This window comes from Brevundimonas sp. Soil_N_31 (assembly GCF_057655995.1).
Genome location: NZ_JBDGLE010000002.1, coordinates 298,532 through 311,592, shown reverse-complemented (window position 1 = coordinate 311,592; position 13,061 = coordinate 298,532). Strand labels below are relative to the sequence as shown.

Genomic DNA, 13,061 nt, shown 5'->3' with positions numbered 1-13,061 from the left:
CATCAGAACCGGACGCGAACGCCGCCGAACACGCCCTGGCCCGGCGCGCCGTAGTTCAGGACCGTCTGATAGTCCTCGTCGAAGGCGTTCTCGATCCGGCCGTAGATTTCGAGGGCGTCGTTGATCGGATAGGAGGCGCGCAGATCGACCAGGGTGTAGGCGTCGACCTTCGCCGTGTTCGTGTCGTTGTTGAACGTCTCGCCGACGTAACGCACCGCCACGCCCGTCTTCAGACCGAAGGTGAAGGCGTAGTCAGCGGCGAAGTTCGCCATATGCTCGGGACGGCGCGTCAGACGCTTGCCGTCCGTGGCGCCCGAGGCGCTCTTGGCGTCGGTCCAGGTGTAGTTGGCGCTGACGTTCAGGCGCTCCGTCACATCCACGCGGCCGACCAGTTCGACGCCTTGCGCCTCGGTCTTCTGGACGTTGCGGTAATAGCCCCAGCGGCCTGCGCCGTTGACGGTGCACAGCGGGTCCGTCGAGGGCGTCGAGCAGCCGTTGTAGCGGATCTCATTGTCCGCCTGGCGGTTGAAGTAGGTCGCCGAGACGACGGCGCGGTCGAACAGGCGCTGCTCGACGCCGATCTCCCAGCTGTCGAACTCTTCCGGTTGCAGGTTCAGATTGCCGTACTCGCTGTATAGCTCATACAGGCCCGGCGCGCGGAAGCCCTGACCCCAGCTGGCGCGCACCACCGTATCGCCCTCGTTCAGGGCCCAGGCCGCCGCGACCTGGCCCAGCAGGTTGTCGCCATATTGCGCGTGGTCGTCATAGCGCAGTCCGCCGGTCAAGGTCAGGCCGTCCAGCACCGTCCACTGAACCTGGCCATAGGCGCTGTTCAGTTCGGCTTCGCCGCGACCGAAGGCCGGGTTCGGGTTCCAGTCGCCGGGAGAGCGGGTCTTCATCTCCGACTTCTCGTGCTCCAGGCCGAAGGTCGCGTTCAGCGCCTCGGTGAAGGCGAAGGCGCCCTGATATTCCCAGCGGCGGTTCTGGCCCTCGGCGTCAAAGGTCAGGGTCTGGACCTTGTTGTCGGGGTTGAAGTTGCGGCGGTCCGTGTCGGTATGGGCGTAGCCGATGCGGTTACGGAAACGACCGTCCAGCAGGTCGAAGTTCAGTCCGGCGTAGGCGACCAGCTCCTGGGTCTTGCCGTATTCGCGGCTGTCGCCGTTGAAGGCGTCGAAGTCGTTGCGGCCGCTGGACCAGACCGAGCGCAGGTCCAGGGACACCGCGTCCGTCACCTTGAGGTTCAGGCGGCCCGACAGGCCGGTGTTGGTGTAGCCGTCATCCTCGGTCCCCTTGGCGAAGGCCGAGAACCCGTCGGTGTCGTAGCGGCTGGCCGCCAGACGCCAGCTCAGGCGCTCGTTGGCGCCGCCGATCCCGCCGCGGAAATAGGTCGTGCCGCGCGCGCCGGCCTCGGCGTCGAGGCTGCCTTGCAGGGCTTCGGTCGGTTCGGCCGTGACGATATTGACCACGCCGCCGATGGCCTGGCTGCCCCACAGGGTCGACTGGGCGCCGCGCAGCACCTCGATACGTGCGGTGTCGCCGATCAGCAGGTTGCCGAAGTTGAAGCCGCCCTGGGTCGAGGACGGGTCGTTCAGCTTGACCCCGTCGATCAGGACGACGGTGTGCTGGCTCTCGGCGCCGCGGATGTTGACGCCCGTCGAGGTGCCGACGCCGCCGTTGCGGGTGAAGCTGACGCCCGGCGTCTGGGCCAGAAGCTCGACCACGGCCGGGGTCTGGCGCGCCTCGATGGCGGCCTGGGTCAAGACAGTGACCGAGGCCCCGACGCGCTCGATCGGCTGGGCCGAGCGGTTGGCGGTGACGACCACGTCCTCAACGGCGGTGGCGCCCGCGCGGCCCGCCACATCGGGGGCGGCGGCCTGTTGATCGAGGACTTCAGCGGCGAAGGCGGGCGCGGCGGCCAGGAGGCTGGCGGCGGCCAGGGTAGCGAATGCGGTCCGGTTCATTCCGGTTCTCCATATGACGACGCCGCGCCGGACCGCCCGTCGCCCGGATGAGCGAAAGCGGCCGCTGACGCGGCTGGTTTACGACTGTCGTCACACGAGTTGCCTCGACCGCCCGGCACATCCCGACCGCACGGAGAACGACGGCGACAGGCAGGTCTCCTGGCTCGCGGATCAAGGCCGGTGCGCGTCGCCTTCCCAGCAGTCGTTCAGGCCGTGGCCTTCCGGACCGCCAGTGGCGTATGACGCGCGGGCTAGCCGCTTACAGTTGCGGGAACAGCCGGAGTTTCACACTCCGTTCCCTTTCAATCCCCTTTCGGGGAACCTGACGCGACCGTGGCAGTAGGACTGCGCGCAGTTCAGGTCAACCGGAGAGACGACGCATGACCCTAAGCCTGGTTCTCGGCGGCGCCCGTTCCGGCAAGAGCGGCTACGCCCAAAGGCAGGCCGAACAGACCGCCGAGGCGGCGGGCCGCTCGCCCGTATTCATCGCCACCGCCGAGGCTTTCGATGATGAGATGCGCGACCGCATCGCCCGCCATCAGGCCGAACGCGGCCAGGGCTGGCGCCAAGTCGAAGCGCCGCTGGATCTGGCCGAGGCCGTGCGCGCCCTGTCGGTCGAGGATGTGGCGGTGGTCGACTGCCTGACCTTGTGGCTCAGCAATCAGATGCTGGCCGAGCGCGACCTGGCCGCCGCCGTCGACGACCTGACCCAGGCCCTGGCCGTCTGCCCAGCGCGTCTATGGGTCGTCAGCAACGAGGTCGGGTGGTCTCTGGTGCCGGACAACCCTCTGGGCCGCCGTTTCAGAGACGAGGCTGGCCGTCTGAACCAGCGAATCGCTGCCCTGGCGGACGAAACCTGGCTGATCGCGGCAGGCATGGGGTTGCCGCTGCAACGCCTCTGAACGCGGCTACGAAAAAGGGCGTGAAGGATGTTTCCTCCACGCCCTGATCTTGAACAGCCGGAGCCCGCTCAGACGGTGGCGGGTTGCGCCTGGCCGTCCTGCCCGTCGGCCTCGGGCATGTCATCCAGCTCGCCTTCCCACTTGGCGACCACGGCGGCGGCGACAGAGTTGCCGACGACGTTGGTGGCCGAGCGGCCCATGTCGAGCAGGTGGTCGACGCCCAGGACGATGGCGATCCACGCCTCGGGCAGGCCGAAGTAGGTCAGGGTCGCCATGATCACCACCAGCGACGCGCGCGGAATGCCGGCGATCCCCTTGGACGTCACCATCAGCAGCAGCAGCATGAATATCTGCTGCGACACGCTGAGCTGCACGCCGTGGGCCTGCATGATGAACATGGTGCCGAAGGTGCAGTAGAGCATCGACCCGTCCAGATTGAACGAATAGCCCAGCGGCAGGACGAAGCTGACGATACGGCGGCGCACGCCGACCTTGGGCAGGGCCTCCAGGATCCGCGGATAGGCCGCTTCCGAACTGGCCGTCGAGAAGGCCAGCAGGGTCGGGGTGCGGATCTCGCGGAACAGCGGGATCACCCGCTTGCCCAGCACCACGGCTCCGGCCAGGAACAGCAAACCCCACAGCACGCCCATGGAGCCGTAGAAGCCGAGCACGAACTTGGCGTAGGTGCCCAGCATCTCGAGACCCTGGGTGGCGATAGTCGAGGCCAGGGCGGCGAAGATGGCGAAGGGCGCCAGCTTCATCACGAACTCGGTCACCTTCAGCATGATGGAGGCGGCCTGTTCGACCAGGTGCAGCACCGCCGGCGCCTTGTCGTCCAGGGCCGCGACCGCCGTTCCGACGAAGACCGAGAAGACGACGATCTGCAGAATCTCATTCTTGGCCATGGCGTCGAAGATCGAGGTCGGCACCAGATGGGTGATGAAGCCATGCAGCGAGAAGGCGTCCGTCGAAGCCGCAGGCGCGCTGGCCGCCACGGCTTCGGGCAGATGCATGTTCGCGCCGGGCTGCAGCAGTTGGACCATCACCAGACCCAGCACCAGCGACACGATCGAGGCGCCGATGAACCAGGTCATGGTCTTGACGCCGATCCGTCCCACCGAGGCCGCGTCCTCCATGTGCGCAATGCCCGCCACCAGGGTTGTAAACACCAACGGCGCGATGATCATCTTGATCAGGCGCAGGAAGACGTCGGTGATCAGATTCAGGTTCGACGCCGCAGACGACGCCTGGTCTGCGGTCAGGAAGTGGTTCAGGCCCCAGCCCGTCAACACCCCGAGGACCATCGCCCCGATGATGAAGTAAGCGAACAAACGTTTCATACAGTCGTCCAGGCTCGCGTGACGGGAGCCCCGTCATCGCCGTTGTACCAATGGAGGGCCCCCACCCGCCGCAATTCAGGCAGCAGCGAATAAACGATAAAAACGTCGTCGCCCATCACATATTCTCCCGGCGATCCATGTCGGATCAGACGCCGATGCGCGCCTAAGCCAACGACAGCCGGTCGCTCCAGCCGTCGTAGGCGACGTCAACATGAGCCGGAAGCTCGCGTTTCAACCGCTGGTAATCCAAATCAATGTGCAGATTGGTCAGCACGGCCCGCTTCACTCTCGTACGCGCAATCCAGTCCAGCGCCTTGTCGACATGCGCGTGGGTCGGATGCGGCGTATAGCGAAGAGCGTCCAGAACCCACAAATCAGCCCCGCGCACCGCATCCAGAGCCGCTTCGTCAAGGTCAGATACATCGCTGGAATAGACCAGGCCGCCGATCCGGTAACCGACTGAACGGATCGGCCCGTGCGCCTGATCAAAGGTGATGACGGGCAGATCGCCGCCCGGTCCGGTCACGCTCCAGACCTCGCCGTGCGATGGAACCGACCTCGCCTCGACGATGGCGGGATAGCCGTGCTGGCTCTCGAAGATGTAGTCGAACCGCCGCGTCAGAGCCGTACGAGTCGCCTCATCCATCCAGGCGGGAATACGTCGCCGGGCATGGGCGGCGAAGACACGCAGATCATCAATGCCGTGAGTCTGATCTGCATGGTCATGGGTATAAAGAACGCCATCAACACGGCGGACTCCCGCCATCAGCATCTGCTGGCGGAAATCGGGCGAGGTATCGATGACCACGCTAGTCACGCCATCGGGGCCATGAAGGCGGGCCAGCAACGAGCAGCGCGTGCGCCGATTGCGCGGCTCGGCCGGATCGCAGTCGCCCCAGTCGCCGTCGCCGCGCGGCACTCCGCCCGATGAGCCGCACCCCAGGATGACGACCTCAAGCTCACTCATTCCGCAGGCCTTGGGATGCGGTCGAACAGGTTGAAGAAAGCGTCGGTGGTCAGGCGATCCGCCTGTTCAGGCGACCAGCCCCGAATCTCGGCCAGCTTGCCCAGCACCAAGCCGACATAGGCCGGCTCATTGCGGCGGCCCCGATGCGGAATCGGCGCCAGATAGGGGCAGTCCGTCTCGACGATGATGCGATCCTCTGGCATGCGCCGGATGACCTCCCTCACCTCCTCGGCGGCCTTGAAGGTGGCGATGCCGGAGACTGAGAACCAGCCGCCCAAGTCCATCGCCAGTTCCGCCAGTTCCATCCCGCTGGTGTAGCAGTGCATCAGGAACTTGAACGGCGCGCGGGCCTGCTCTTCACGCAGGATGTCGGCCATGACGCCATCCGCCTCGCGGGTATGGATCACCAAAGGCAGATCCGTGCGACGCGCCGCCTCTACGTGCTGGCGGAACACCGCCGCCTGAACATCGCGCGGACTGAGGTCGTAGTGGAAATCCAGTCCGCACTCGCCGATGCCGATGACCCGCGGACGTTGAGCCAGTTCGACCAGACGGTCAGCCGTCAGCCCGGCGTAATCCTTGGCCTCATGCGGATGGACCCCGACCGTGCACCAGATGTCGGCGTTGTTCATGGCCAGGGCGTGCGTAGCCTCAAAGGTGGACAGCTTGTCGGAAATCTCGACCATCAGCCGCACGCCCGCCTCTCTCGCACGATCGATCACGGCGTCGCGGTCCTCGTCGAACTGGGGCGCGTGAAGATTGACGTGGCTGTCGATGATCATTTCAGGCGGACGCTCTCATACAGATGCCTTGACGCGGGCGATATCAGCCAGGGCGCCGGCCAGAGCATCTCCCTTGTCCATGTTCAGACCCGCCGCGCGATCCGGCAATTCCGACAACCGTCCCCACAGTTCCGCCCATTGCGCGCCCTCGCGCCCGCCGGTCTCGACCGCTCGCCGCTTCACCGCCGCGATCAGCCGATCCATCAGGGCCTCGAATCGCGCCTGCCCCTCGGCTCCGCGAAAACCGTCGGCGACAGCCAATTGCTCAGCGCGGTCCACGGCGCCGCCCTCGACCCAGGCGCGCGCCAGCCGATCCGTCTTGGACATGGCGCCGGAAGCCAGATCCAGGGCCGCGCCCGGCGAACCTCCGGCCATGCGCGCGGCCTCGTCCGCCTCGGACGGCGAAACGCCCGTACGCTGCAGAACCAGTTCCGCCAGCCGATGTTCAGACCAGACGGGAAAGCTGAGACGGCGACACCGCGACCGGATGGTGGCCAGCAAACGGCCCGGCGCGTGCGTCACCAGGAACAGGACACCGCTTTCAGGCGGTTCCTCAAGAATTTTTAACAAGGCGTTGGCGGCATTGACGTTCAGGTCGTCTGCAGCGTCGATGATCGCCACCCGATGCCGCGCCTGAGACGGGCTCTTGGCGAAGAACTCGGGCAGATCACGCGCCTGTTCGACTGAGATCGACTTCTTCTGCTTGCCGCCTTCGACCAGGCGCTCCAGCACCAGCAGATCAGGATGCGACTGGGCCGAAACCAGACGGCTGACCGGATCATGCGGCGAAGCGCCCAGCGGCCCGCGCGACAGGTCGGGCGCCGCGCCCAGCAGACGCCGCGCGGCGCGGTAAGCGAAACTGGCCTTGCCCGATCCCTCGACCCCGCACAAAAGCCATGCGTGATGCAGACGGCCACGATCCAGGGCGTCCAGAAACGCCTCCTCGGCCTTGAGGTCCGCGATCAGATCGAACCGGTCGCGCGGGTGCTCGCTCAAAGCAGCCGCGCCTCCACCACCGCCCAAAGGCGTTCGGACACCTCGTCCACCTCGCCCGTGGCGTCGATGACGACGCAGCGGTCGGGATGACGTTCGGCGACATCCAGAAAGCCATCACGCAACTTCTGATGGAAAGCCACGCCCTTGGATTCAAACCGAGTCTCGAACAGTCCACGGCCGAAGGCGCGCTCCAGCCCCACATCCACCGGCAGGTCGAACACCAGGGTCAGGTCCGGCTGATCGCCGTCAACCACCGCCGCATCCAGCGCCTCGATCAGGCTTTCAGATACGCCGCCGCCCGCTCCCTGATAGACGCGGCTCGAATCGGCGAAGCGATCGCAGACGACCCAAGAGCCCGCAGCCAACGCCGGGCGGATGGTGCGCTCCAGATGGTCGGAGCGGGCGGCGTACATCAACAACGTTTCGGTGCGGGGCGACCAGCGGTCGGCCTCGCCCGAAACAGCGATGTTGCGGATTTCCTCCGCCCCCGGCGAACCGCCAGGCTCGCGCGTCTGAATCACGTCCAGACCCGCAGCGCGCAGCCGCTCGACCAACAGGCGCGCCTGAGTGGTCTTGCCGGCGCCTTCGCCGCCTTCGAACGTAATGAATCTGCCTCGCTGCACCTGCGCACAATGGCGACCCGGGCGAGGGACGCAAGACCCGTCAGCCGCCTATCAACAGGGCGTCGCTGAAACCGCGTGCGATCACGGCCTGGCGAGCGCGTTCGGCGGCGGTCGCATCGGGCCAGGGACCGACGACGACACGGAACAGGGGGCGGCCGTTGCGATCGACGTTCTGGATGGAAGCACGGTCGCCAAGACGTCGTGCGACCTCGTCGGCTCCACGTCTGTCCGCATAGGCGCCAGCCTGAACCCAATAGGCCGCGGCAGGCGACGTGGCGACCGGCGTCACATACGGCTGAACAGGCTGAGCCGGCAGCGGCGGCGGCATCGGAAACGATGAAGGCTGCTCAACAGCGGCAGATTCATAATAAGGACGCGGCCCGGATCCTCGCGTCGCTACCGGGGTTGAGCGTGGCGGTGACGCCTCCGCGCGTTGCATCGGCGTTCCGCCGCCCTGGCGCGGCGCACGACCGACATAGCGGACCCGCACCTCGCCAACGCCCTGGTTCAGCAACCCCAACGCCTCCGCCGCGCCTCGCGAAAGGTCAATGATCCGACCATCCACAAAGGGCCCGCGGTCATTGACGCGCAGGATCGCTCGACGACCGTTCGCAGGATTGGTCACTTCGACCAGACTGGGCAGGGGCAATGTCTTGTGCGCAGCCGTAAGGGCGTTCATGTCGAAACGCTCGCCGGTCGAGGTCGAGCGTCCATGATGATACGCGCCGTACCACGACGCCTGCCCCGTTTCATCGTAGTTGGGCTGTTCCTTCGGGTGATACCAGCGCCCGCGCACCTGATATGGGCGCATGGTCCCGGACACGAAGGGCGCAGGGTCTGTCACCACGGGCGGATTCAGCGGCGCGTCACGTTCGCCCCCAAGGCTGGCGCACGCCGCCAGGGTCGAAAAGGCGGCGGCGACAATCGCGCCTTTCAACGTTCTGGCCCACATGATCAACTTACTCCGACCGACTGGAAACGCCGCCTTTATGGGCCAGGGGGTTTTCCGGTTTGGTTAACGTGGCGTTTGCGCCTATGAGCGCGACTGAACGTCGCGACTCTCCTTCCTCCCTCTCCCTGAAGCAGATCTTGACCCAACCGCTGTATCAGACCCGCTCCGGGGTCTTCGTTCTTGCGACCCTGTGCTGCGCATTGTGGGGCAGCGCCTTCCCTGCCGTAAAAAGCGGCTACGCCCTGCTGCACATCGCTCAGAATGACATTCCCAGCCAGTTGGCGTTCGCAGGCTGGCGGTTCGCCCTGGCCGGATTGATCCTGCTGATCGTCGCCGCCGCGCTCAGAAAACCAATTCTGCGCTTCAGGCCTCGACAGGTCGCACAAGTCGCCCTGCTGGGCCTGACGCAGACCACGATTCAATACGTCTTCTTCTACATCGGCCTGGCTCACGCCACCGGCGTTAAGTCCTCGATCATGAACGCCACCAGCGTCTTTTTCAGCGTCGTACTGGCTCATTACCTCTATGCCGACGACCGTCTGAACGGGCGCAAGGCTCTGGGCTGCCTGATCGGCTTCCTGGGCGTCGTCGTCGTCAATCTAGGCGGAGCAGGATTGGGATTCGATTTCACACTGCTGGGCGAAGGCTTCATCGTCATCGCCGCCTTCATGCTGGCGGCGGCCTCCATCTATGGCAAGCGAATCTCTCGCGAGATGGACCCCATGGTCATGACTGGTTGGCAACTATTCATCGGCGGCGCCGTGCTGACCGGCGGCGGATGGGCGACGGGCGGCCACCTGGAGGCGCTGAACGCCGCATCTGGCGCCCTCTTGCTCTATCTGGCGCTGCTGTCCTCGGTCGCCTTCGCTGTGTGGAGCCTGTTGCTGAAGCACAATCCAGTCGGCCTGATCGCCGCCTTCAACTTCCTGATCCCTGTTTTCGGCGTGACGCTGTCCGCCGTTTTCCTGGGAGAATCCATGTTCAAATGGAGCTATCTGATCGCGCTGATCCTGGTCTGCGTCGGGATCTGGCTGGTTACCCGCTCAAGTCGAGCACCCACCCGCAGCTAAGGCGCGCTTTCCACTTGGATCACATGCAGCTTTACGGCTATGCACGCGTGCGCGCCGAGTCGCGTTGGACAGGTGGCCGAGTGGTTTAAGGCAGCGGTCTTGAAAACCGCCGTAGGTGGAAGCCTACCGTGGGTTCGAATCCCACCCTGTCCGCCACTACGGATAGTGGCTGGCTTTCTTAGATCCCGAAAATCAAGCGCAGCGTCATTCGAGCCACGGCGCACGCCAGAAGCACGCCCAGCGTCAGGCTGATCGCGAACACCGCCTTAAAGTGGCGGTGCAGAAAGTAGAGAATGTCTCCGGCCATCGGCGTCGTTCCCAATCGTTAACGACAACTTGACACGAAATTCGGAGAACACCGCTACAATCGTCTGTGATCAGACCAGACGGCTCTGCACCAGGGCCGCCTCGACGAAGCTGGCGAACAGCGGGTGCGGAGCGAACGGGCGGCTGCGGTATTCGGGGTGATACTGCACGCCGATGAACCAGGGATGGTCCTTGCGCTCGACCGTCTCGGGCAACACGCCGTCCGGCGACAGACCGGCGAAAAACAGGCCGCCCTTCTCTTCCACCGCCTCGCGGTAGTTGATGTTCACCTCATAGCGGTGACGGTGGCGCTCGTTGATGTCGGTCTGGCCGTAGATCTCGGCGATCTTGGAGCCGGGCGCCAGGGTGGAGGCGTAGGCGCCCAGACGCATGGTGCCGCCCAGATCGCCGCCCTGCTCGCGCTTCACGCGCTCATTGCCCTGGACCCATTCGGTCATCAGGCCGACGACGGGCTCTTCCGCCGGGCCGAACTCGGTCGAGGTCGCCTTGGGATAGCCCGCCAGATTCCGCGCCGCCTCGATCACCGCCATCTGCATGCCGAAGCAGATGCCGAAGTACGGGATCTTGCGCTCGCGGGCGTAGCGCGCCGCCTCGATCTTACCCTCGGCCCCGCGCTCGCCGAAGCCGCCGGGCACCAGGATGGCGTGGGCGCCTTCCAGCCGTTCGGCGCAAGCCTGCGGATCGCCGGCGAAGGTGTCGGCCTCGACCCAGTCGATGTTGACCTTGGCGTTGTTGGCGACGCCGCCGTGCTGCAGGGCCTCGATCAGCGACTTATAGGCGTCTTTCAGGACGGTGTATTTGCCGACCACGGCGATGGTGACTTCGCCGTCCGGGTGCAGGCGACGGCGCACGATCTCGTTCCAGCCGGACAGCTCCGGCTCGGGCGCGTCCGTCATGCCGAAGTGGGCCAGCACCTGGGTGTCCAGGCCCTCGCGGTGATAGTCCAGCGGCACGGCGTAGATGTCAGCCGAGTCCATCGCCTGAATGACGCTGTCCGGGCGGACGTTGCAGAACTGAGCGATCTTGCGCTTCTCGTCAGCCGGGATCGGGGCTTCGGAGCGGCACAGCAGGATGTCGGGCTGGATGCCGATAGAGCGCAGTTCCTTGACCGAGTGCTGCGTCGGCTTGGTCTTCATCTCGCCGGCGGTCTTGATGAAGGGCAGCAGGGTCAGGTGGACGAAGCACGACTGGCCGCGCGGCAGATCCTGCTCCAGCTGACGGATCGCCTCGAAGAAGGGCAGCCCCTCGATGTCGCCGACCGTGCCGCCGATCTCGACCAGGACGAAGTCCACATCCTCGCCACCGTCCGTCTTGGCCGGGTTCAGGCAGAACTGCTTGATCTGGTCGGTGACGTGCGGAATCACCTGGACGGTCGCGCCCAGATAGTCGCCGCGACGCTCCTTCTCGATGATCGTCTGATAGATGCGACCGGTCGTGATGTTGTCCGACTTGGCCGCCGAGACGCCGGTGAAGCGCTCATAGTGGCCCAGGTCGAGGTCCGTCTCGGCGCCGTCGTCGGTCACGAAGACCTCGCCGTGCTGATAGGGACTCATCGTGCCCGGATCGACGTTGAGATAGGGGTCCAGCTTTCGCAGGCGGACCTTGTAGCCGCGCGCCTGCAGAAGAGCGCCGAGAGCGGCGGAGGCGAGGCCTTTTCCAAGAGAGGAAACCACGCCGCCGGTGATGAACACATAGCGAGCCATGGGCGGACACCTTACTCCATGATTCGTCCTGCGCGGAGAGGCTCAGGAAAAATCCAACTGTTGATCAAAAGAAGAAAGCGCGCCTTGCGGCGCGCTTCCCCAAACTCGATGGCGGCGACCGCCTTATTGGGCGGGCGCGCCCTGGCCGGCCGGCAGGCTGGCTTCCAGATCGTCCAGCGACGGGGCGGCCGGAGCGGCCGGGGTCGCCGGTGCGGCTTCAGGCGTAGCCGGAGCCGTCTGCTGCGGCTGATCCACGGCGATGGAGCCGACGGCGTCGGCGTCGATCACTGAACGCGAACCGCGCGCATAGTTGCCCGCGATCGTCAGGCCGATGGCGCAGACGAAGAAGGCGATCGCCAGGATCGACGTGGTGCGGGTCAGCAGATTGCCTGCCCCGCGCGCCGTCATGAAGCCCGAAGGACCGCCGCCCATGCCCAGGGCGCCGCCCTCGGAACGTTGCAGCAGGATCACGGCCGACAGGGCGACCGAGATCAGGATCATGGCGACGAGCAGAATGGTCTGGAGCATGGCGTCATTCATGTGGGCGCAGAAGCGCGCCGATCAAGCGGCCGCCTCTAACATTGATGGAGGTTTCGGGCAAACGCTCAGGCGCGCGGTCAAACCGCGCGGATGATGCCCAGGAAGTCTTCGGCCTTCAACGAGGCGCCGCCGACCAGGGCGCCGCCGACCTCGGCCACCGCCAGGATCTCCCTGGCGTTCGACGGCTTGACCGAGCCGCCGTACAGGATCGGCGCGGCGCGGCCGTCCTCGCCCAGCTTGACGACCATGGCGGCGCGCACGGCGGCGTGGACTTCCTCGATCTGCTCCAGCGTCGGCGTCAGGCCGGTGCCGATGGCCCAGACCGGCTCATAGGCCACCGCGAACGCCTTGCCCGCCAGCGAGGCCGGAAGCGAACCGGCGACCTGACGGCTGACGACCTCGACCGCCTGCCCGGCTTCGCGCTGCTGAAGCGTCTCGCCGATGCAGATGATCGGCTCCAGACCGGCGGCCAGGGCGGCCTCGACCTTGGCGGCGACATCGGCGTCGGTCTCGCCGAATCCGGCGCGGCGCTCCGAGTGGCCGAGAATCACCAGACCCGCGCCCGCATCGCGAACCATCTCGGCCGAGACCGAGCCGGTGTAGGCGCCCGAGGTTTCAGCGTGGCAGTCCTGCCCCCCGATCTCGACGACGCCGCCCTTCAGGGCCTGGGCCATGCGGTCGATCAGGGTGGCGGGCGGGCACAGGGCCACGCGGCAGGCCGCGGCCTGTTCCTTCAGCGCCTTCTCGAGGGTTTCAGCCTCGGCCAGGCTCGCGCCCAGGCCGTTCATTTTCCAGTTGCCAGCGACCAGCTTCACAGATTGTTTCATGCGGCCTGTCTAGTGGCGACGGCGGCGGAAGCCAAGATGTCGTCAAGCCTCACTTGCGGCGGCGGCCCTGC

At 65.8% G+C, this 13,061-nt stretch carries 13 protein-coding genes, 1 tRNA gene and 1 riboswitch; of the genes, 3 read left to right on the top strand and 11 right to left on the bottom strand.

What is annotated here, in order from left to right:
- Window positions 1-2: 2 nt before the first annotated feature.
- On the bottom strand, window positions 3-1,961 hold the full coding sequence (locus AC3A3G_RS04565; RefSeq protein ID WP_487487646.1) for a TonB-dependent receptor plug domain-containing protein: 1,959 nt from the start codon (window positions 1,959-1,961) through the stop codon (window positions 3-5).
- Between the two features lie 132 nt (window positions 1,962-2,093).
- Window positions 2,094-2,302, bottom strand: a riboswitch (cobalamin riboswitch).
- Window positions 2,303-2,341: 39 nt separating this feature from the next.
- On the opposite strand from AC3A3G_RS04565, the gene cobU reads away from it, so the two are divergent.
- Window positions 2,342-2,863 carry a bifunctional adenosylcobinamide kinase/adenosylcobinamide-phosphate guanylyltransferase gene (cobU, locus tag AC3A3G_RS04560; RefSeq protein ID WP_368922844.1) on the top strand — a complete coding sequence of 174 codons (522 nt, stop codon included), beginning with the start codon at window positions 2,342-2,344 and terminating at the stop codon, window positions 2,861-2,863.
- A 68-nt stretch (window positions 2,864-2,931) separates the two neighbouring features.
- On the opposite strand, the gene AC3A3G_RS04555 is transcribed toward cobU, so the two are convergent.
- The 6 genes from AC3A3G_RS04555 to AC3A3G_RS04530 form a co-directional block, all read right to left on the bottom strand.
- Window positions 2,932-4,203, bottom strand: a complete 1,272-nt coding sequence (locus tag AC3A3G_RS04555) for a dicarboxylate/amino acid:cation symporter (RefSeq protein ID WP_125900188.1) — start codon at window positions 4,201-4,203, stop codon at window positions 2,932-2,934.
- A gap of 163 nt (window positions 4,204-4,366) precedes the next feature.
- Window positions 4,367-5,170 (bottom strand): MBL fold metallo-hydrolase, encoded by an 804-nt coding sequence (locus AC3A3G_RS04550; RefSeq protein WP_200165373.1) that lies wholly within the window; start codon window positions 5,168-5,170, stop codon window positions 4,367-4,369.
- Window positions 5,167-5,952, bottom strand: a complete 786-nt coding sequence (locus AC3A3G_RS04545; RefSeq protein WP_200165375.1) for a TatD family hydrolase — start codon at window positions 5,950-5,952, stop codon at window positions 5,167-5,169. Before AC3A3G_RS04545 ends, AC3A3G_RS04550 begins: the two co-directional genes overlap by 4 nt.
- Before the next feature lie 15 nt (window positions 5,953-5,967).
- On the bottom strand, window positions 5,968-6,948 hold the full coding sequence (locus AC3A3G_RS04540; protein WP_487487645.1) for a DNA polymerase III subunit delta': 981 nt from the start codon (window positions 6,946-6,948) through the stop codon (window positions 5,968-5,970).
- The gene (gene tmk, locus AC3A3G_RS04535; RefSeq protein ID WP_487487644.1) at window positions 6,945-7,571 is read right to left on the bottom strand and encodes a dTMP kinase; all 627 of its coding nucleotides are present in this window, start codon (window positions 7,569-7,571) and stop codon (window positions 6,945-6,947) included. Before tmk ends, AC3A3G_RS04540 begins: the two co-directional genes overlap by 4 nt.
- A gap of 40 nt (window positions 7,572-7,611) precedes the next feature.
- Window positions 7,612-8,523 (bottom strand): septal ring lytic transglycosylase RlpA family protein, encoded by a 912-nt coding sequence (locus AC3A3G_RS04530; protein WP_487487643.1) that lies wholly within the window; start codon window positions 8,521-8,523, stop codon window positions 7,612-7,614.
- 137 nt (window positions 8,524-8,660) lie between these two features.
- Here AC3A3G_RS04530 and AC3A3G_RS04525 point away from each other — a divergent pair, with 137 nt between their 5' ends.
- Entirely contained in the window at window positions 8,661-9,593 is a 933-nt protein-coding gene (locus tag AC3A3G_RS04525; RefSeq protein ID WP_234287677.1) for a DMT family transporter, read from the top strand.
- A 66-nt stretch (window positions 9,594-9,659) separates the two neighbouring features.
- Window positions 9,660-9,749: transfer RNA gene (locus AC3A3G_RS04520), tRNA-Ser, on the top strand.
- A gap of 22 nt (window positions 9,750-9,771) precedes the next feature.
- Here the strand turns inward: AC3A3G_RS04520 and AC3A3G_RS04515 are convergent.
- The 4 genes from AC3A3G_RS04515 to tpiA form a co-directional block, all read right to left on the bottom strand.
- Entirely contained in the window at window positions 9,772-9,900 is a 129-nt protein-coding gene (locus AC3A3G_RS04515) for a hypothetical protein (RefSeq protein WP_267907501.1), read from the bottom strand.
- Between the two features lie 70 nt (window positions 9,901-9,970).
- Window positions 9,971-11,623 carry a CTP synthase gene (gene pyrG / locus AC3A3G_RS04510; RefSeq protein ID WP_412877474.1) on the bottom strand — a complete coding sequence of 551 codons (1,653 nt, stop codon included), beginning with the start codon at window positions 11,621-11,623 and terminating at the stop codon, window positions 9,971-9,973.
- 123 nt (window positions 11,624-11,746) lie between these two features.
- Window positions 11,747-12,151, bottom strand: a complete 405-nt coding sequence (gene secG, locus AC3A3G_RS04505) for a preprotein translocase subunit SecG (RefSeq protein ID WP_223850708.1) — start codon at window positions 12,149-12,151, stop codon at window positions 11,747-11,749.
- Window positions 12,152-12,240: 89 nt separating this feature from the next.
- Entirely contained in the window at window positions 12,241-12,990 is a 750-nt protein-coding gene (tpiA, locus tag AC3A3G_RS04500; RefSeq protein ID WP_487487642.1) for a triose-phosphate isomerase, read from the bottom strand.
- Window positions 12,991-13,061: the final 71 nt, after the last annotated feature.